General features: G+C 68.3%; 20 protein-coding genes. 9 read left to right on the top strand and 11 right to left on the bottom strand.

Annotated elements, in window-relative coordinates:
• The first annotated feature begins 138 nt into the window (after nt 1-138).
• Nucleotides 139-1,287, top strand: a complete 1,149-nt coding sequence (locus ACW17Y_RS05015) for a hypothetical protein (RefSeq protein ID WP_492037674.1) — start codon at nt 139-141, stop codon at nt 1,285-1,287.
• Between the two features lie 18 nt (nt 1,288-1,305).
• On the opposite strand, the gene ACW17Y_RS05010 is transcribed toward ACW17Y_RS05015, so the two are convergent.
• The 4 genes from ACW17Y_RS05010 to ACW17Y_RS04995 all read right to left on the bottom strand — a co-directional run bounded on the left by ACW17Y_RS05010 (nt 1,306) and on the right by ACW17Y_RS04995 (nt 3,849).
• Nucleotides 1,306-1,587 (bottom strand): hemolysin, encoded by a 282-nt coding sequence (locus ACW17Y_RS05010; RefSeq protein WP_492037673.1) that lies wholly within the window; start codon nt 1,585-1,587, stop codon nt 1,306-1,308.
• Complete coding sequence (locus ACW17Y_RS05005) at nt 1,578-1,787, bottom strand: hypothetical protein (protein ID WP_492037672.1); 210 nt, start codon at nt 1,785-1,787, stop codon at nt 1,578-1,580. The genes ACW17Y_RS05010 and ACW17Y_RS05005 overlap by 10 nt, the downstream gene beginning before the upstream one ends.
• A gap of 110 nt (nt 1,788-1,897) precedes the next feature.
• Nucleotides 1,898-2,371 carry a DNA polymerase III subunit chi gene (locus tag ACW17Y_RS05000; RefSeq protein ID WP_492037671.1) on the bottom strand — a complete coding sequence of 158 codons (474 nt, stop codon included), beginning with the start codon at nt 2,369-2,371 and terminating at the stop codon, nt 1,898-1,900.
• 5 nt (nt 2,372-2,376) lie between these two features.
• Nucleotides 2,377-3,849 carry a leucyl aminopeptidase gene (locus ACW17Y_RS04995; protein WP_492037670.1) on the bottom strand — a complete coding sequence of 491 codons (1,473 nt, stop codon included), beginning with the start codon at nt 3,847-3,849 and terminating at the stop codon, nt 2,377-2,379.
• A gap of 141 nt (nt 3,850-3,990) precedes the next feature.
• On the opposite strand from ACW17Y_RS04995, the gene ACW17Y_RS04990 reads away from it, so the two are divergent.
• The 8 genes from ACW17Y_RS04990 to ACW17Y_RS04955 all read left to right on the top strand — a co-directional run bounded on the left by ACW17Y_RS04990 (nt 3,991) and on the right by ACW17Y_RS04955 (nt 13,842).
• The gene (locus tag ACW17Y_RS04990) at nt 3,991-5,124 is read left to right on the top strand and encodes an LptF/LptG family permease (protein ID WP_492037669.1); all 1,134 of its coding nucleotides are present in this window, start codon (nt 3,991-3,993) and stop codon (nt 5,122-5,124) included.
• Nucleotides 5,121-6,269: an LPS export ABC transporter permease LptG gene (gene lptG, locus ACW17Y_RS04985; RefSeq protein WP_492037668.1), complete on the top strand. Its 1,149-nt coding sequence runs from the start codon at nt 5,121-5,123 to the stop codon at nt 6,267-6,269. The genes ACW17Y_RS04990 and lptG overlap by 4 nt, the downstream gene beginning before the upstream one ends.
• Before the next feature lie 39 nt (nt 6,270-6,308).
• Complete coding sequence (locus ACW17Y_RS04980) at nt 6,309-8,750, top strand: LPS-assembly protein LptD (protein WP_492037667.1); 2,442 nt, start codon at nt 6,309-6,311, stop codon at nt 8,748-8,750.
• A gap of 73 nt (nt 8,751-8,823) precedes the next feature.
• The gene (locus tag ACW17Y_RS04975; RefSeq protein WP_492037666.1) at nt 8,824-10,158 is read left to right on the top strand and encodes a peptidylprolyl isomerase; all 1,335 of its coding nucleotides are present in this window, start codon (nt 8,824-8,826) and stop codon (nt 10,156-10,158) included.
• Between the two features lie 4 nt (nt 10,159-10,162).
• Nucleotides 10,163-11,158: a 4-hydroxythreonine-4-phosphate dehydrogenase PdxA gene (pdxA, locus tag ACW17Y_RS04970; protein WP_492037665.1), complete on the top strand. Its 996-nt coding sequence runs from the start codon at nt 10,163-10,165 to the stop codon at nt 11,156-11,158.
• 9 nt (nt 11,159-11,167) lie between these two features.
• Nucleotides 11,168-11,980: a 16S rRNA (adenine(1518)-N(6)/adenine(1519)-N(6))-dimethyltransferase RsmA gene (rsmA, locus tag ACW17Y_RS04965; RefSeq protein ID WP_492037664.1), complete on the top strand. Its 813-nt coding sequence runs from the start codon at nt 11,168-11,170 to the stop codon at nt 11,978-11,980.
• A gap of 11 nt (nt 11,981-11,991) precedes the next feature.
• Entirely contained in the window at nt 11,992-13,122 is a 1,131-nt protein-coding gene (locus tag ACW17Y_RS04960) for a pyridoxal phosphate-dependent aminotransferase (RefSeq protein ID WP_492037663.1), read from the top strand.
• A 189-nt stretch (nt 13,123-13,311) separates the two neighbouring features.
• Complete coding sequence (locus ACW17Y_RS04955; RefSeq protein WP_492037662.1) at nt 13,312-13,842, top strand: dihydrofolate reductase family protein; 531 nt, start codon at nt 13,312-13,314, stop codon at nt 13,840-13,842.
• A gap of 6 nt (nt 13,843-13,848) precedes the next feature.
• On the opposite strand, the gene gmk is transcribed toward ACW17Y_RS04955, so the two are convergent.
• The 7 genes from gmk to fabG all read right to left on the bottom strand — a co-directional run bounded on the left by gmk (nt 13,849) and on the right by fabG (nt 19,360).
• Nucleotides 13,849-14,490, bottom strand: a complete 642-nt coding sequence (gene gmk, locus ACW17Y_RS04950) for a guanylate kinase (protein WP_492037661.1) — start codon at nt 14,488-14,490, stop codon at nt 13,849-13,851.
• The gene (locus tag ACW17Y_RS04945; protein WP_492038245.1) at nt 14,480-15,346 is read right to left on the bottom strand and encodes a YicC/YloC family endoribonuclease; all 867 of its coding nucleotides are present in this window, start codon (nt 15,344-15,346) and stop codon (nt 14,480-14,482) included. Before ACW17Y_RS04945 ends, gmk begins: the two co-directional genes overlap by 11 nt.
• 29 nt (nt 15,347-15,375) lie before the next feature.
• Nucleotides 15,376-16,596: an endolytic transglycosylase MltG gene (gene mltG, locus ACW17Y_RS04940; RefSeq protein WP_492037660.1), complete on the bottom strand. Its 1,221-nt coding sequence runs from the start codon at nt 16,594-16,596 to the stop codon at nt 15,376-15,378.
• A 2-nt stretch (nt 16,597-16,598) separates the two neighbouring features.
• Nucleotides 16,599-17,879 carry a beta-ketoacyl-ACP synthase II gene (gene fabF / locus ACW17Y_RS04935; protein WP_492038244.1) on the bottom strand — a complete coding sequence of 427 codons (1,281 nt, stop codon included), beginning with the start codon at nt 17,877-17,879 and terminating at the stop codon, nt 16,599-16,601.
• 107 nt (nt 17,880-17,986) lie between these two features.
• Complete coding sequence (locus tag ACW17Y_RS04930; RefSeq protein WP_013270001.1) at nt 17,987-18,226, bottom strand: acyl carrier protein; 240 nt, start codon at nt 18,224-18,226, stop codon at nt 17,987-17,989.
• A gap of 202 nt (nt 18,227-18,428) precedes the next feature.
• Nucleotides 18,429-18,620 (bottom strand): hypothetical protein, encoded by a 192-nt coding sequence (locus ACW17Y_RS04925; protein WP_492037659.1) that lies wholly within the window; start codon nt 18,618-18,620, stop codon nt 18,429-18,431.
• The gene (gene fabG, locus ACW17Y_RS04920; RefSeq protein ID WP_492037658.1) at nt 18,620-19,360 is read right to left on the bottom strand and encodes a 3-oxoacyl-[acyl-carrier-protein] reductase; all 741 of its coding nucleotides are present in this window, start codon (nt 19,358-19,360) and stop codon (nt 18,620-18,622) included. Before fabG ends, ACW17Y_RS04925 begins: the two co-directional genes overlap by 1 nt.
• Nucleotides 19,361-19,398: the final 38 nt, after the last annotated feature.

Genomic DNA, 19,398 nt, shown 5'->3' with positions numbered 1-19,398 from the left:
CTGGGCCGCTCACATCCGGGCCGCAAGCCCGTCACGAACCATCAGAAGCGCCTGAATCGTCGTTCAGCCACCGTTCATGGACAAAAGACGACCGTCATCACGAGCCGCCAGAGAACCGGCGTGCGGGGAAGAAACGAAATGAAATCGATGCTGACGGCCTTCGCCGCCCTGGCCGCCCTGGCCATCCCGGCAGGCCTGCCCACGGTGGCGCTGGCCCAGGACGACGCCTCTGTCGTCGCCGACGCGCCGCCCCCACCCAATGACGCCGGTGGACGCTACCAGCCGGACGAGTCCTCACCCTCTCCCCCGCCAGCCCCGCGCTTCGAGCAGCCACGCCCGCAGGTCCAGGACGTCCAGGACCGTCGCGGCGGCGGCGGTGATCGCGGCGGTCGCGGCGGCGGCGGTGATCGCGGCGGCGACGGTGGCGACCAGGGCCAGGGCCGCGGTGATCGCGGCGGCCAAGGCGGCGGCAACGGCGGCTGGAACGGCGGCGGAGACCGTGGCGGCAATCGTGGTGACCGCGGCGGCAATGACGGTCGGGGTCGTGATCGCGGCGGCGACACCGAGACCGGCAACGGCCCCGGCCGCTGGAACCGCAATACCCCCCCCGTCGTGACGCCTCCCGCCCCTACTCCGGGTCAGGACCGTGGCGGCCGTGGTCGCGACAACGATGGCCAGGGCTGGAACCGCGGCAACGACGGGCGCGGTCGTGACAACGATGGCGGCGGCTGGAACCGCGGCGACCAAGGCCGCGACGGACGCGGTCAGGACTGGAACCGCGGCAACGACGGCCGGGGTCGCGACAACGACGGTCGCGGCAACGGCGGCTGGAACGGCAACGGCCAGAACAACGGCGGCTGGGACCGCGACCGCAACAACGGCGGCCGCAACTGGCAGGGCGATCGCAATGGTCGCCGCGACTACAACGGCTGGGGCAACCGCTGGAACCAGAACGACTGGCGCCGGGACTGGAACCGGGGCCGATCGAACGACTGGTGGCGCAACGATCGCGGCTTCCGGGGCTACTCCGGCTACCGCTTCGGTTTCTATTTCGCCCCGAACTATGGCTACTACTCGGTGCCGAGGAACTACTGGGGCCAGCGCTGGTACCAGGGCGACTATCTGCCCTCGATCTTCTGGCGCTACAGCCTGAGCGACTACCGCACCTACGGTCTGGGCTACCCGCCTCCGGGAACCCAGTGGGTCGCCGTCGACACCACGATCTATCTGATCGACAGCTACGACGGCTACATCATTGAGGTCATCCACGACGCCTGGCGCTGGTAGGCGCCGGGCGGGCCGGGGTCAGCCGCAGTCAACGCTGCGGATGATCCCGGTAGCCTCATCGAAACGGATGTTCAGACGGTTGGGGCGATAGTCCTCGGTCGCCGAACAGGTCGTGCAGACGAACCGCATATCAGCCCCGGCGGCGAAGTCGACTGCGCCCCGATGGCTGCCCACCAGATCGCGAGCCGCCGCCGCCGCGTCGCAGCGTTGCGGCCCTGTCGGTTCCGGGGTCGGGGTCGGGGTCGGCGCACACGCGGCCAGCAGCGCTCCGCCCAGCACCAATCCGGCGATCACCCGCATCGAACCTGCTCCACGATCTCGGTGCGCGTGTTGTAGAAGATGTTCAACCGATGCGGCGAGAAGTCCATCGTCACCGGGCAGGTGGTGCAGACCACGCGGCGGTTGACCACCTCGACCGGCACCGGGATCTCGTTCCTGTGCTTGCCGACCAGATACTGGAAGTCGGCGGCCTTGCAGAGGTCGGCCTCTCCATCGGGCATATGCGAACCGACCGGCTGGTTCGCTTCCGCCTCGGCCACAACCGACGGCGCGGGCGCCTCGCCGACCGGCGCCGGCGTCGACGAACACGCCGCCAGGAACAGGGCCGCGATCAGGCCGCCTTTTCCCAGCGCCCCTCGTCCGACTGCTTCCAGTAGGCGAGGTTCGCGCCCTGCTCCTTCAGCGTCTTCCAGCGCTCCCGCGCCCGATGCAGCGCGGTCTCGTCGCGGCCGTCGAAGATAATGAAGCATCGCTCGAACTCCTCTGTGAGGCTCATGTCTGAACCATCGACGATGAAGAGCGCCTGAGACCCGTTCGGGTTCTCATTTCCCGCCATCAGCAGGATCGGCTGGCGCTCGGGATGGGGCTGATCCGAAAGGCCGTGAGCCAGGAAACTGTCGTCCCGCCAGGTCCACAGCCGCTCGTCGATGGCCTCGCGCGCATCGGGGTCTGCGACCCTGACGCGCGCCTTCCAGCCTCGTTGAAGTGTGCGGTCCAGCAGTTCGGGCAGGACCTGATCCAGCGTGGATCGCTCCAGATGGTAGAACCAGATTTCGCCCGAGCCGTCGGCCCCCGCTTCACTCACAGACTTCAGCCTTCGTAGGTGTCAGCCACCATGCGATCCAGCAGACGCACGCCCCAGCCCACCGGACCATCGGGAACCGTCGTCCGTGTCGACTTCGAGACCCAGGCCACCGGCGCGATGTCGATGTGGGCCCACGGCGTGCCGTTCACGAACCGCTGCAGGAACAGGGCGGCCGTGATTGACCCGCCATCGCGCCCGGCCGAGTTCTTCACGTCGGCGTTCACGCTGTCCATGATCTTGTCGTACTGCGGCGGCATCGGCAGGCGCCAGACGTTCTCGTTGACCTTGGGACCGGCCGCCAGGATGGCGTCGGCAACGCCGTCGTCGTTCGAGAACACGCCCGCGTAGTCGAGGCCCAAGGCGATGATCATCGCGCCCGTCAGGGTCGCCAGGTCGATCATGAACTTCGGCTTGAAGCGGTCCTGCGTGTACCAGAGAGCGTCGGCGAGGACCAGGCGACCTTCGGCGTCGGTGTTGATGACCTCGACCGTCTGGCCCGACATCGAGGTGACGATGTCGCCCGGACGCTGGGCGTTGCCGTCAGGCATGTTCTCGACCAGGCCCAGAACGCCGACGGCGTTGACCTTGGCCTTGCGCCCCGCCAGCGCGTGCATCAATCCGGCCACGGCAGCCGCGCCGCCCATGTCCCAGATCATGTCTTCCATGCCGGCGGCCGGCTTGATCGAGATGCCGCCGGTGTCGAAGCAGACGCCCTTGCCGACGAAGGCGATCGGCGCGTCCCCGGCCTTGCCGCCGTTCCACTGGATCACGGCCAACTGGCTCTCGCGAACCGAACCCTGACCCACGCCCAGCAGGACGTGCATGCCCAGGGCTTCCATATCCTTCTCGCCGAGAATCTCGACCTTCAGGCCCAGACGCTCCAGCTCCTTGACCCGGCGGGCGAACTCGGCCGGGTAGAGGATGTTGGCGGGCTCGGCGACCAGATCGCGCGAGAAATAGACGGCGTCGGCGACGGCGTTCAGCGGCTCCAGCGCGGCCTTGGCGCCCGCCACGTCCCCGGTGACGATGTGGACGGTCTTGATCGACGGGATCTTGTCCGGCTTTTCCTTGGTCCGGTATTTGTCGAACCGGTAGGCGGCCAGGCGCACTGCGAAGGCGGCCCGGGCCGCTTCGGCGCCCGACAGATGGCCGAGGTCGATCGTCAGCGTTTCTGCGCCGGACAGCTTCACGGCGTTGTAGGCGGCGCCGGCGGCGGTCTCGAGCGCCAGGTCGTCGAACTTGCCGGCCTCGCCCGCACCGACCAGCACGATGCTGTCGGCCTTCACGCCCGACGGCGCGGCGACGATCAGGCTGGAGTTGGCCCCGCCGGTGAAGCGGCCGGCGCCCATCGCCCTGGTCAGGGCCCCGCCGGTGGCGGCGTCATGAACGCCGCCCGCGCCGGCCAGACTGCGGCCGTCATGGACGAGGATGGCGAGAACGCCTGCTGCGCCGGCTTCGGCGACGAAATCGATCATCATGGAAAAGCATACTCCGGCCGGGATGGACTCCCGGTCATTGAACTGTGGGTGGTCACGCCCGCCATTGTCGGCGGCGCGCCCGGACGTGTATTAGATGCGCCGCAACGTCCGCGCCCGCAACCGGGTGATTTCATCGCCCGCATGACCCTGATTCAACGCTATCTTTTCCGTCAGATCAGTTTGCCCGTCCTGGCGGCCTGCGGCTCGCTGGTCGGAATCGGCCTGCTGAGCCAGAGCCTCGACCAGCTCGAAGTCATCGTGGAGCGCGGCCAGAGCGTCTGGGTCATGCTGAAACTGACCCTTCTGGCTGTGCCCCAGCTGGTGGGCGTCATCCTGCCTGTCGGCCTGTTCGTCGGCGCCCTGATCGCCCTGACCCGGCTGCAGCGCGAACAGGAACTGACCGCCGCCTACGCCAGCGGCATGTCGCGCTGGCAAATGATCGCCCCCTCCGCCCGGCTGGCGCTCGCCGTCGCCCTTGTGGCCCTGACGACCAATGTCGTGATCCAGCCCTGGGCCCAGCGCACATCGCGCGAACAGGCGTTCGAGATCCGCACCGACCTCGCCGCCCTGCTGGTGGAAGAAGGCCGCTTCGTTCAGGGCCCGAACGGCCTGACCGTCTACGTCCAGCAGATCGAACAGAACGGCCTGCTGAAAAACCTCTTCATCTACATCGAGGACGGCGACACGGTGACGACCTGGGACGCGTCCGAGGCGCGCTTCGGCCGCGTCGATGACCAGCCCGTCCTGACCATGAAACAGGGCTCGTGGCAGCAGTACGATTCCAAGGGCGTGCTGCAGCAGCTCTCGTTCGACGGCTATGTCTTCCCGCTCGGCCAGTACGTCAGCGACACAGAGCGTATCCGCTACAAGCCCGCCGACCTGTGGATCACCCAGCTGTTTGACCCGACGCCCGAACTGATCCGCGACACCGCCCCGCGCGGCGAACTGCTGGCCGAGGCGCATAGCCGCCTGTCCTCGCCCCTCTACGCTTTGACCGCGATGGCCATGGCCCTGGCCGCCATCATGGGCGGGGCCTTCAGCCGCACGGGCTACGGCTCGCGGATCGCCAAGGCGTCGGCCGCCTTCCTGCTTGTGCGCATTTTCGGCTACGCGGTCGTCGCCGCCAGCGCCTGGAACAGCTGGCTGAATCTCTTCCAGTATCTGCTGCCCATCGTTGCGACCGCCCTCGCCCTTCGCCTCCTGTTCCGGGCACTGAAGCCGCGCCGCTCCAAAGGCCGGTGGCCTCTGGCCCAGTTGAAGGCCCGGTTCGCATGAGCGGCTTCGGATCCATCGCCGACGCGCCGCGGCACGTCCTGAGCGCCCTGCGCATCGGACGCATCGAACGCTATGTGTTGATCCAGCTCGCCCGGTCGCTGGGGGTCGCCCTCGCCGTCATCGCCGCCCTGGTGATGCTGATCGACTTCGTGGAAATCTCGCGGGGCCTCGGCTCGGACACCGACCTGTCGGGCCTGCGCATCCTCGGACTGATGCTGCTGAAGTCGCCGGCGGTGATCGTACAACTTCTGCCGTTCGTCTTCCTGTTCGGCACTCTGGGAGCCTTCGTCGGTCTGAACCGGCGATCGGAGCTGGTGGCCATGCGCGCAGCCGGCGTATCCGCCTGGCGGTTCGTCCTGCCTGCGGCGGGCGCGGCGCTGGTGCTCGGCGTCCTGACGGTGACTGTGATCGGCCCCGTCGCCGCCTCGGGTGACGGGTTGTTCCAGCGCGAACGTGCGCGGATCTCGGGCTCGGTCGTCAGCGGTGAGGAACAGGAGGCCATCTGGCTCCGCGAGGGCGAAGGTCCACGCCAGATGGTCATCCGCGCCGGTCGTCAGGACCGCGCCAACGCCCGGCTGCTGGACGTGACCTTCTTCATCTACGCCACCGATCCGCAAGGGCGCCGCCAGTTTACCGAGCGTATCGACGCTCCCTCGGCCAGCCTCAGCGCCGGTCGCTGGCGGCTGTTCGACGCGGTCGGGGCCCAGACCGGCCAGCGCGCGGTCCGCTACGCCACCCTCGATCTGCCCTCGGCCCTCGCCGACGAAGAGGCGTTCGAGCGCTTCGCCCGGCCCCAGTCGACGCCCTTCTGGTCCCTTCCCGGCCAGATCCAGCGGATCGAGGACGCCGGCTTCTCCTCGACTGCCTATCGGCTCAGGCTTCAGTCGCTTCTGTCCACGCCCCTGGCCTTCGCCGCCATGACTATACTGGCCGCCGCCTTCTCCCTGCGGCTGATGCGGCTGGGCGATCTCGCCCGCATGGCCGTGGCCGCCGTGGTGCTGGGCTTCGCCTTCTTCTTCCTGAACCAGTTCTCGGCCGCCATGGGCTCGGCCGAGGTGGTGCCGCCGTTCGTCGCGGCCTGGTTGCCCGCGATCCTCACGGCGCTCGCCGCCTTCACCTTGCTGTTCTATACCGAAGACGGCTAAGCGGACCCCGGCGGGGGCCTGAAGGAACGGTTGGATTTGATGCGGGCTGAAGGCGCCGTCTCTCGCAAGACCCGGCTGCGGAACCGGCTTCTGGCCGGAGCGGCTGCGCTCGCCTGCGCGCCGCTGCCCGTTCTCGCCCAGACCGCGCCCGTCCGGACCGCGCCCCCCGCTGTTCAGGCCGATGGCCTGACCCCCGACGCCATCTATATCGAGGCTGACACCGCCGGACGTCAGGGCGACGTGATCAGCGCGACCGGCGAACAGGACCGCGTCTACGCCCGCTTCCAGGGTCACACCCTGCGCGGCCGCGCGGTGACCTACGACGTCGCCCAGGGCATCGGCACGGCGGACGGCGACGTCGAACTCGTCGATCCCGACCGCAACACCGTCTTCGCCAGCCACCTCGAGCTCGATTCGGATCTGCGGGCAGGCGTCGCCGTCGACTTCGCCACCCGCACGACCAACGGCGCCAGCCTGATGGCCGCCACGGCCGTGCGCCGGTCCCAGAACGTCAACGAACTCAACTACGCCCTCTTCACGCCCTGCCCGATCTGCGACGGCGAGGGCAATCCCAGGACGCCCTCGATCTCGATCCAGGCGGAAAAGGTGGTCCAGGACGAAGAGCTGCGGGCGGTCCTTTACCGCAATGCCGTGTTCAAGGTCGGCGGGGTGCCGGTGCTGTGGACGCCGTTCTTCGCCCATCCAGATCCGACGGTTGAGCGGGCGTCAGGCTTCCTCGTCCCGATCTTCAACTATGACGACGGGCGCGGCGTGTCGGTGGAGACGCCCTATCTGAAGGTCATCTCGCCGTCCGAGGATTGGCTGATCAGCCCGCAGTTCAACACCCGCGTCCTGCCGTTCCTGAACCTGCAATGGCGTCGCCGCTTCGCCGACGGGACCATCGTGGCTCGGGGCGGCTACACCTATGCGCAGAACTTCGGTGACTTCGACCTGAACGGCGACGGCCGTGCGGAATCGAACGTCGACTTCGGTGATCGCACCAGCCGCAGCTACTTCCTGGGCTATGGCAGGTTTGATCCCGCCGGTCCGTGGCGCTGGGGCTTCACGGCCGAGCGGACGTCCGACAAGACCCTGTTCGACCGCTACGACATCATCGATCCCTATCAGGACAACGGCCTCTACTACGGCGACCAGCGCCGCCTGATCAGCCAGGTCTATGCCGAGCGCCAGACCGGGCGCTCCTATCTGTCGGTCGCCGCCTTCTCGATCCAGAGCCTGCGCGTCGCCCTGTTCAATGACGTGACCCCGGCGCTGAACATCTTCGAGTCCGACGACACGCTTCCGCTCGTCGCGCCGCTGATCGACGCTCGCTGGGAGCCTTCGGGCCCGGTTCTGGGCGGCCGCCTGCGTCTGCGCGGCTCCGCCGTCTCCCTCTACCGCGACGACTATTTCGGCAGCCCGGTGCTGCGGCCCGAGATCATTCCGACAACGGCCACCACCTTCGGCCTGCCCGGCGTCGACAGCCGGCGCGTGAGCGGCCAGCTGGACTGGCGGCGCAGCTTCACCTCCCCGGCGGGCATTCGCTACGAGCCGTTCGTCGACGGCCGTATCGATGTCTATTCCGTCGCAGACCTGCCGCCGGTTCTCGGCCTTGAGGACGAGACGATCACCCGCGGCCGCGCCACCCTGGGCCTGGACGTCAGCTATCCCCTGATCCGCCGCCTCGGCGACGGAGCGGACATTATCGTGGAGCCGCTCGGCCAGATCTCGATCTCCACGGACCCTGATCTGGATTTCCGGATCCCCGTAGAGGACGCCCAGACGCTGGAACTCGACGAATCGTCCCTGTTCCGGATCGACCGCTTCCCCGGTTACGACTTGCTCGAGGGCGGCGTCCGTCTGACAGCCGGCGTGCGCACAACCCTGCGCTGGAGCGAGGGCCGGACCGCCAGCCTGTTCGTGGGACGCAGCATGCGCGACGCCGAGCAGGATGCCTTCCGCATCCCCATCCCGGACGCGCCGAACCGCCTCTACGATCCGTCCGGCCTGGCAGCCGAGACCTCCGACTGGGTGGTTCAGGGCAGCTTCCAGCCGTCCGACCGGATTCGGGGCTGGGGCCACGCGACCGTAGACGGATCGGGCGACATCCGCCGCGCGGAGATGGCCGTCGACGGTCGTTGGGGTCGACGTAACCTGGCGACGGTCAGCTACATCGTCGACCGCTCCAATCCGCTGGATGGCCCCCGCAACCGCAACTACGAATTCGTCCAATTGGCCGGCCAGCAGTTCGTCGCCGGCAACTGGGGCGTGGCCGTCGCGGGCATCGCCGATCTGGAGCGCGACCTGATCACCCGCTCCGAAGTCGGCGTGGTGTTCGACGACGACTGTTTCCGCATTGAAGTGGGTTATCGGCGCGACAACACACGCGTCAGCCCCACCGGCCCGTCCGAGGGCGTCTACTTCCGTCTAAACCTCGCCACTTTTGGAGGGTCAGGCTATGGATCAAACGGCTTGCGTTAGGCATGACGCGTAAAGGCGTGCGCCAACCCGGTGGGGAATCGGGGCAGCAGGCTCGAAGGAATCAGGACTGACCATGCGTTTGATGCGTTTTACGGCCGGGGTCGCGATGGCCGCGCTGGTCGCGGGTTCGGCGATCGCCCAGACTGCGCCTGCGGGTCAGGCGGCGGGCACACTGGATCCGGCCGCCGAACAGGCCCCCGCGACCGCCGCCGCTGCGGAGCCGGAGTTCACCCTGGCTGACGGCATCGTCGCCACGGTCAACGATCAGATCATCACCGGTTTCGATCTGCGCCAGCGCATGCTGGCCGTCATCGCCATGAGCCAGGTGCAGCCGACCGAGGAAAATATCCCGGCGATCCAGCAGCAGGCGCTGCAGGCCCTGATCGAGGAGCGCCTGCAGGCGCAGGAGATCGCCAACTACGAGACCCTGAAGATCGGCGACGAAGAGGTGGATCAGGAAATCGCGGCGATGGCGCAGGAAGCCGGCACGACGCCCGAGAACTACATGGCATTCCTGGCCCAGGGCGGCATCCGTCCCAGCGCCATGCGCGAACAGCTGCGCACCGAGATCGGCTGGCGTGAATTGGTCGGCGGCCGCTTCAACAGCCGCGCCCGCGTCAGCCGCGCCCAGGTCGAGCAGGCCGTTCGCCAGCTGACCGAAGCTGCGTCCAAGCCCCAGTACCTGATCGGCGAGATCTATCTGGAAGCCAATCGCGTCGGCGGCCAGTCGGCGGCTGTCAGCGGCGCAGAGCAACTGGTCGCCCAGATGGTTCAGGGCGCGCCCTTCCAGGCCGTGGCCCGCCAATTCTCGGCCGCCCCGTCGGCCGCGCGCGGCGGCGACGCCGGCTGGGTCGTCCAGGGTACCGTCCAGCCCGCCCTGCAGACCGCGCTCGACGCCCTGCAGGTCGGTCAGCTGTCGCGACCCATCCCGGTCGAGGGCGGCGTCTACATCATCTACATGCGCGACAAGCGTTCGGGCGCGGCGACCAGCCTGGTCACCCTGAAACAGGCCATGATCGAGCTGCCGGAGACGGCCAGCGAAGCCGATGTCGCCGCCGCCACCCAGCGTCTGGAGGCCCTGCGCCCCAGCCTGACCTGCGACAACATCCTGCAGCGCACGACGTCGGAAGCGGGCCTGCTCGGCTCGGACCTCGGCGAAAGCGACGTGGCCAACCTCGCGCCCCAGTTCCAGCAGGTCGCCCGCTCGGCCGAGGTGAACACGGTCTCGAACCCGGTCCGCACGCCGCTGGGCATCCACCTGCTGGCCGTCTGCGGTCGTCGGGTCGGCGGCGTCGACGTACCGTCGGCGCGCGAGGTCGAAGGCCGGTTGCAGAACCAGAACCTGGCCATGCTGGCGCGCCGCTACATCCGCGACCTGCGTGCGGACGCCCTCATCGAAATGAAGTGATCCCATGGCCTCCGCGCCTCTTATTCTGACGCTCGGCGAACCCGCCGGCGTCGGCGCGGAGATCATCGCCAAGGCCTGGACCGCCCTGTCGGATCAGGCGCCCTTCGCGGTCATCGGTGACGTCAGGCTGCTCGAAGCGCAGGGCGTGCCCGTGCGCGAGATCGGCGACCTGTCCGATGCGAGCCTGTTCTTCGCTCGCGCCCTGCCTGTGCTGAACCACCCGGCGCCCGCGCCCATCGAGCCGGGCAGGCCCGATCCCCGGAACGCGGGCGTCGTCGCCGACTGGATCGAGCGCGCCGTCGCTATGGCCCTGTCCGGAGAGGCGTCCGGCGTCGTCACCGCCCCTATCGCCAAGGCGCCCCTTTATGCCGCCGGCTTCCGCTTTCCGGGCCATACCGAGTTCATCGCCGAACTGACCTCAGACGCCCCCTACGCAGGCACGCGTGGCCCGGTGATGATGCTGACGGCCAGGGATCTGCGCGCCTGCCTCGTCACCATCCATGTGGCGCTGGATCAGGTGCCCGAACTGGTGACCGAGGATCGGGTCGCCCGCACCGCCCGCGTCGTCCACGAGGTCCTGCGTCGCGACTTCGGCATCGCCCGGCCGCGTCTGGCGCTCGCCGCACTGAACCCGCACGCCGGCGAAGGCGGGGCGTTGGGCCTGCAGGAGATCACGGTCCTGAAGCCGACGGCCGAGGCCCTGCGCGCCGAGGGGATCGACATCACCGATCCCCTGCCCGCCGACACCATGTTCCACGACGATGCGCGGGCAACCTATGACGCGGCCATCTGCCTGTACCACGATCAGGCCCTGATCCCGGTCAAGACGCTGGACTTCTGGGGCGGGGTCAACGCGACGCTGGGCCTGCCTGTCATCCGCACCTCGCCCGATCATGGGACCGGGTTCGACATCGCCGGCAAGGGGATCGCGCGGCCCGACAGCCTGATCGCGGCCATCCGTCTGGCGTCGGAGATGGCGGCGAAGCGTGCGGCGGGCTAACAGGGGCCGGTGACCGACCTCCCCCCCTTGCGCGAATCCCTCGAAGCCCATGGCCTGCTGGCCAGGAAGAGTTTCGGCCAGCATTTCCTGCTGGACCTCAACATCACGCGGAAGATCGTCCGCCTGGCCGGGCCGTTCGAAGGCCGCGCCGTGATCGAGGTCGGACCGGGCCCCGGCGGCCTGACGCGCGCCATCCTGGAGAGCGACGCCGGCAAGGTGGTGCTGATCGAGAAGGATCCGCGGTTCCTGCCCCTGCTGTCGGAGCTGGACACCGGCGACGGGCGGCTGAGCATCGTAGAGGCCGACGCCCTGAAGGTCGATCAAGGCAAGCTGGTCGAGGGGCCGGCCCATGTCGTGTCCAACCTGCCCTACAATGTCGGCACGCCCCTGCTGATCGACTGGCTGACGGGGGCGTGGACGCCCGTCGCCATGACCCTGATGTTCCAGAAGGAGGTCGCCGAGCGGATCGTGGCCGCGCCGGGGGACGACGCCTATGGCCGCCTCGCCGTCATCTCCCAGGCCGTGGCGGAGGCGAAGATCGTCATGCATCTGCCGGCCGCCGCCTTCACCCCGCCGCCCAAGGTGGCCTCGGCTGTAGTCCATGTCGTGCCGCGTCCCGACCGGCCCGACGCCGCCACCCTGAAACGGCTGGAGCGGGTCACGGCCGCAGCCTTCGGCCAGCGCAGGAAGATGCTGCGCTCCAGCCTGAAGCAACTCGGCGGCGGCGCCCTGTGCGAGGCCGCGGGCATCGACCCCGACGCGCGGGCCGAGGTCATCGACATCGCCGGCTTCCTGAGGCTGGCCCAGGCCCTGACAACGTGAGCCCTGCAGTCGTGAGCGAGATCGAACCCTTCCGCGCCATCGCCATCAGCCGCCTGGCCCACGCCCTGAAGGCCGAGGGCCGGTCGGTGATCCATATGGAGTTCGGTCAGCCCTCGACCGGCGCTCCGCCCGCCGCCATCGCCGAGGCCCACCGGGTGCTCGATGCGGACAGCATGGGCTACTGGGAGAGCGCGCCCCTCAAGGCCCGCATCGCCCGGCTGTACGATGAGCGGTACGGCGTCACCGTCTCGCCCGACCAGCTGCTGCTGACCAACGGCGCCTCGCCGGCCCTTGTGCTGGGTCTGTCGTCGCGGTTCTCGCCGGGCGACCGGATCGCCATGGCCCGGCCCGGCTATGTCGCCTACCGCAACACGGTGAAGGCGCTGCGGATGGTTCCTGTGGAGATCGCCTGCGGGCCCGAGGAGCACTACCAGCTGACCGCCGCTGCGCTCGAGGCGCTGGAGCAGGCGCCGGCCGGGGTGATCATTGCCAGCCCGGCCAATCCCACCGGATCGGTGATCGCGGCCGGAGAGCTGGAGGCCATCGCCGGGGTCTGCGCCCGCAAGGGGATCCAGATCCTGTCGGACGAGATCTACCACGGCCTGTCCTACGTCGGGCCCCAGCCTTCGCTGCTGCAGTTCGCCCCGAACGCCATGGTGATCAACAGCTTCTCCAAATACTGGAGCATGGCCGGCTGGCGGCTGGGCTGGCTGCTGGTGCCCCACGACCATATCGAGCGGGCCCGCGCCTATATCGGCAACCTGTTCCTGACCCCGCCGTCGCTGAGCCAGCACGCGGGCCTGGTCGCCATGGACCAGCTCGAGGTTCTGGAAGGCCATATCGAGACCTATGCCCGCAACCGCGGCCTGATGCTGGAGGCTCTGCCGGCGCTGGGCCTCAAGTCGATCGCCCCGCCCGATGGCGCCTTTTACATCTGGGCCGACATCGGTCACCTGACCGACGACAGCGTGGCCTTCTGCGAGCAACTTCTGAGAGATACCGGCGTAGCCACAGCGCCCGGCGTGGACTTCGATCCCGTCGACGGCCACCGCTTCATGCGCTTCAGCTTCGCCGTCTCCACGCCGGAGATCGAGGAGGCCCTGCGTCGCATCACGCCGTGGTTCGAGGGCCGGTCCGCCTGATCGGGAATTGCACTCCAAAGGACAGGGTGCATCGAGTGCAAACGAGCAATTACAGCAAGTTGCACCCGAATTCTGTCTTGCGGCCTGCGACGTTTCTGGACTCTCCCACCGTCTGAGCGCCACGGCAGGCGCTCGCATGGACTCCGCGAACGCCAAGGGTAGTCTTTCGCCGCACAGGGAGAGGGCGAAATGGCGAAGCTGATCTATGGTTTGAACCAGTCGCTGGACGGCTACGTCGATCACGACAGCTTCGGGCCCGACGCCGTCCTGTTCCGCCACTTCATCGAGCATATGACCCGCGTGACGGGCAGCCTCTACGGCGGCCGGATGTACGAGATCATGCGCTACTGGGACGAGGATCAGCCGGGCTGGGGCGATGCGGAACGGGAGTACGCCAAGGCGTGGCGCGACAGCCCGAAATGGGTCGCGTCGTGGTCGCACACGTCGGTCGGGCCGAACGCGACCCTGCTGAAGGGCGATCTGGAAACGGCGGTCCGTGCGCTGAAGGCGAAACACGACGGGGAGATCGAGGTGGCCGGGCCCGCCCTGGCCGCCATCCTGACCCCGATGGGCCTGATCGACGAATATCAGATCTATCTGCACCCGGTCGTGCTGGGCGGGGGCACGCCCTTCTTCAAGGAAGCACGCCCCCCGCTCCGGCTGGTGGGCAATCAGCCGATCGGCGAGTGCGTGGTCAAGTTGACCTACGTTCCTGCCTGAACAGGCTCAAACGTCCTCGGCCAGCAGGGCCGACTGGTAGCCGCCGACCCACACGTTCCGGAACCGGCGGCTGCGCTCGGCGTGATAGATGTGGGCCAGCTCGGCATAGGAGCGGTCGAAGTCGTCGTTGACGAAGACGTAGTCGAACTCTCCGCAGTGCTCGATCTCGCCCTTGGCGTTGGCGATCCGACGCTCGATGACGTCGTCGGCGTCCTGTGACCGGGTCACCAGACGGCGTTTCAGCTCTTCAAGGCTGGGCGGCAGGATGAAGACGCGCACGGCGTCTTCCGGGCATTTCACCGCGATATCGCGCGCGCCCTGCCAGTCGATGTCGAACAGCACGTCGCGGCCCTCGGCCAGGGCCTTGTCGACCGGCGCGCGCGGTGAGCCGTAGCGATTGCCGTGGACGTCGGCCCATTCGAGGAAGGCGTCTTCGTCGATGCCCTTCTGGAACTCTTCGGCGCTGACGAAGTGATAGTCGCGGTCGGCGACCTCGCCCGGGCGGATGCCGCGCGTGGTCATCGAGACCGACAGCTCCAGCCCGCCGTGGTCGGCCATCAGGCGACGACACAGCGACGTCTTGCCGGCGCCAGAGGGGCTGGCGACGATCAGGAGGACGCCCCGGCGGGGCGTGCGTTCATTCGACATTCTGGACCTGTTCTCGAAGCTGCTCGATGACCGCCTTCAGGTCGAGGCCCGTGGCGGTCAGCGCGGTCGTAGCCGATTTCGAGCACAGTGTGTTCGCCTCGCGCATGAACTCCTGCATCAGGAAGTCCAATTTGCGGCCCGAGGGTGGTTGATCCAGCAGGGCGCGGGCGGAGGCGACGTGGGCGGTCAACCGGTCCAACTCCTCGCGGACGTCGGCCTTGGTCGCGAGGGCGGCGGCTTCCAGCACAATGCGGTCCTCGAGGCCGGGCGCGTCGGGAGCCAGTTCGCCCATGCGGCGGGCGAACCGGTCACGGACGGCTTCGGTCTGGGCGGCGGCCTCAGTCTCGGCCGTGGCGACCAGTCCTTCGATGCGGGAGACGAAATCCTCGACTACAGGCCGCAGCTGGGCGCCTTCGCGTTCGCGGGAGATCTTAAGGGCGTCGAGCGCCTGTTCGACCGTGGCCGCCATCGCGGCCTCAATGGGGGCGCGCGCCTCGGGGTCCTCGGCCTCTTCATCGGTGTCGAGAACGCCGCGCAGGGCCAGCAGGCCGTCGGCGGACGGCGGGGTCGCACCCTCCTCCGCCAGCTGGTTGGCGAGCTGGAGATAGCGAACCAGCACGGCCTCGTTGACCTTCAGGCTCGACGCGTCACCGGCCGCCCTGCGCGCCTGGATGCCGATTGTGACCTGGCCCCGGCTGAGGCGGGACTGGCCGGCGGCCTTGGCGAGGCGTTCGAGGTTGTCGAAGCCGTTGGGGCCCCGGAAGCGGACTTCCAGATTGCGGCCGTTGACCGAGCGGGCCTCGACCGACCAGGTCCAGCCGTCGAGCGCCCCGTCGGCGCGGCCGAAGCCGGTCATTCCAGACAAGATGGGGCCAGAGAGCAGGCTCACTGACCCGCCGCCGGGGTCGTGGGTGCGGCGGGCGTCGCGGGACGCAGGGTGCGCGAGGGGGTCACCGTTCCCGGCGCCTGCATGGTGATGACGGCTTCGCCGGTCACGGTCGGCGGGGCGACGGCCGCGCCTTCGGGCGTACCCTGTCCGGGGGGCGGCGCGCCGGGGACCGCGCCGGGCGGCAGGGCCTCGGCCGGCGGGGCCTTGCCCGCCTCGATCGCCCGCCAGCGCGACACGTTCATCAGATGCTCCTCATACGTCCGGGCGAAGGCGTGACCACCGGTGCCGTCGGCGACGAAGAACAGGTCCTGGGTCGCGGGCGGATTGAGCACCGCCTCCAGCGCCTGACGGCCCGGGTTGGCGATCGGCGTCGGGGGCAGGCCGTCGATCAGATAGGTGTTCCATCCGGTGTCGCGCTGCAGCTCCGACAGACGGATGCCACGGCCGAGCGGCCGGCCCTTGGTGATGCCGTAGATGATGGTCGGATCGCTCTCCAGCCGCATGCCCATCCGCAGCCGGTTCGAGAACACGGCGGCGACACGCGGCCGTTCGCGCGCCAGACCGGTTTCCTTCTCGACGATAGAGGCCAGGATGACGGCTTCCTCAGGCGTGCGAACCACGGTGTTGGGGCTGCGTGCCGCCCAGAGTTCGGCCAGGTTATCGGCGGCGTCGCGCTGCATGCGGGCGATGACCGAGGCCCTGGTCTGGCCGCGCGAGATCTCGAATGTATCGGCCCACAAGGAGCCTTCTTCGGGAATTTCGTCGATGGTCCCGGTCAGGATCGTCTCAGCGTTCAGGATGTCCACCGCCTGGGCCGACGACCAGCCCTCGGGGATGGTCACGAAGTGGCGCACCACGCGGCCGTCGGTCAGCAGACCGATCACGGCCTTCAGCGACGCGCGCGTCGGCACCTCGTATTCGCCGGCGCGCAGCTTGCGATCGGCGCCGGTCAAGGTGGCGGCGGCCTTGAACATGTCGACCGACCGGATGACGCCCGCGTTCTTCAGGGTCGCGGCGATGGCCGAGACGCCGGAGCCGCTGGGCAGGGTGACCACCGTGGTGTCGCCCTCGCGCGCCGTCGGGCCGGGCGAATAGTAGACGCTCCAGCCCCAGGCCAGGGCGGCGATCAGGAACAGGCTGAAGGTCGCGGACGCCGCCAGCAGCGCCACGATCAGACCCGGACGTTTCCGCTTCGGCGCCCCCCCGGCATCCGCCACGATCAGGTGACCTTGCGGAAGATGATGGAGGCGTTGGTGCCGCCGAACCCGAAGCTGTTGGACATGGCCACATCGATCTCCATCGGTTTGCCCTTGTGTGGCACGAGGTCGATGGCGGTTTCGTGTTCGGGATCGTCGAGGTTGATCGTTGGCGGGGCGATCTGGTCGCGGATGGCGAGGACCGAGAACACCGCCTCGATGGCCCCGGCTGCGCCCAGCAGGTGGCCGGTCATCGACTTGGTGGAGGACATGGCCATGTCCTTCGCGTGGTCGCCGACCAGCCGTTCCACGGCGCGCAGCTCGATCCAGTCGGCCATGGTCGAGGTGCCGTGGGCGTTGACGTAGTCGATGTCCTCGATCGCGATCCCGGCCCGTTTCACCGCCGCCTTCATGGCGCGATAGGCGCCGTCGCCGTCCTCGGACGGAGCGGTGATGTGGTAGGCGTCGCCGCTCATGCCGTAGCCGATGACCTCGGCGTAGATCTTCGCGCCGCGCGCCTTGGCGTGTTCGTATTCCTCGAGGATCACGACGCCTGCGCCCTCGCCCATGACGAAGCCGGCGTGGCCGCGGTCATAGGGGCGCGAGGCCTTCTCGGGCGTGTCGTTGTAGGCGGTGCAAAGGGCCTTGCAGGCCAGGAAGCCGGCGATGCCGATGGGGACGATGGAGCTTTCCGCCCCGCCCGCGACCATGACGTCGGCGTCGTCCAGCATGATCATCCGGGCCGCGTCGCCGATGGCGTGGACGCCCGAGGCGCAGGCCGTGACCACGGCATGGTTCGGCCCCTTAAGGCCGTGACGAATCGAGATCTGACCCGAGGCCAAGTTGATCAGGGCCGAGGGGATGAAGAAGGGGCTGATGCGGCGCGGGCCGCTGGTCGCCAGAATCTGGGCGCTCTCGGCGATGGGACCCAGGCCGCCGATACCGGCGCCCATCATGACGCCGGTGCGTTCCTTGTCCTCGTCGGTCTCGGGATGCCAGTTGGCGTCGTTCAGGGCCTCATCGGCCGCCGCGATGCCGAACAGGATGAAGTCGTCGACGCGCTTGCGGTCCTTGGCGGACATGATGGCGTCGGGATCGAAGCTTCCGGGGACGTCAGGACCGCCGCCGCCCCGCCCGTCCACGCTGGGGACCTCGCCCGCGATCGTGCAGCCGTAGCCTTCGGTGTCGAAGGCGGTGATCGGGGCGATGCCCGATCTGCCCTCGACGATGCCCTTCCAGCTGTGTTCGACCCCGTTGCCCAGGGGCGTGACAAGACCGAGACCGGTGACGACGACGCGACGCATATTGTCGGGCTCCAGCTTCAGGAAACTCTGAATCAGAAACAATAATGGCCGCCGGGCCTCTCCGCTAGGAGGGCCGGGCGGCCATTGAATGCCGGTGGGACGTTGGCTTAGGCCGCAGTCTTCTCGTCGATGAACTTCACGGCGTCGCCGACGGTCTGAATGTGCTCAGCGGCGTCGTCAGGGATTTCGATATCGAACTCTTCCTCGAAGGCCATGACCAGTTCGACGTTGTCGAGCGAGTCAGCGCCCAGGTCGTCGATGAAGCTGGCCTTTTCGGTGACCTTGTCCGGATCGGCGTCCAGGTGGTCGATGACGATCTTGCGGACGCGTTCCAGGGTATCGGACATGGGTGTCTCTGCCTTCTAGAGCCGCCGGGGCGGCGTATGGTGGTCTTGCCGTCTCACGACGGCTCCGCTTGCGCAAGAGGCAACGCCTCATTGACCCAACCGGTTGCGCGGCCTTTAGCACACCCCTCACGGAGGGAAATAGGTGTGAAACAGTCCTTGAGGGCTGATCGCGCGGTCGCGCGGCTTGAGCCCGGGTGTTTGATCAACGACGGCGGTTGACCCACCAGGCCAACGCGCCGCCCGCCAGAGCCATGGGCGCGCCATAGACGGCCCAGATGATCTGACCCGTCATGAAGCTGCCCGGAAGGATGTTCAGCCCCTGCAACACCCAGATGACTCCGACCAGCAGCAGCGGCCCGCTGAAGATCGTCGCCAGATACCGCAGGGCGATCATCAGATCATCGCCATGCCGCCGTTCACGTGCAGGGTCTGCCCCGTGACATAGGCGGCCTCGTCCGACGACAGATAGACGGCGGCGGCGGCGATCTCGTCGCCCGTGCCCAGGCGGCCGGCGGGGATGTTCCGCAGAATGCCCTCGCGCTGCTGCTCGTTCAGCACGTCGGTCATCGGCGAGGTGATGAAGCCCGGGGCGATGCAGTTCACGGTGATTCCCCGCGACCCGACTTCCTGGGCCAGGGACTTGGAGAAGCCGATCATGCCGGCCTTGGAGGCCGCATAGTTGGTCTGGCCGGCGTTGCCGGTGACGCCGACGACCGAGGTGACGCCGATGATCCGGCCCGAGCGGCGCTTCATCATCCCCTTCATCGCGGCGCGCGACAGGCGGAAATAGCTCTCCAGATTGACGGTCAGGACAGACTGGAAGTCCTCGTCCTTCATCCGCATCAGCAATCCATCCTTCGTGATGCCGGCGTTGGCCACGAGGATATCCAGGCCCGCGCCCGCGACCTCTTCCGCCACGCCGACCAGTGCGTCGACCGAGGCCGGGTCCGACAGGTTGGCGGTGGCGAAATGCGCGCGCTCGGCGAGTTGCTTCGCCAGATCGGCCAGCACGGCCTCGCGCGTGCCGGACAGGACGACGGTGGCGCCCTGGGCATGCAGGGCGCGGGCGACGGCTCCGCCGATGCCACCCGTGGCGCCGGTGACGAGGGCGGTCTTGCCTGTGAGATCGAACATTTCAGTCTCCCTGTCCCTTCTCCCCCTGCGGGAGAAGG

Source organism: Brevundimonas sp. AVps7, from assembly GCF_058681545.1.
This window is presented reverse-complemented; position numbering and strand designations above follow the sequence as displayed.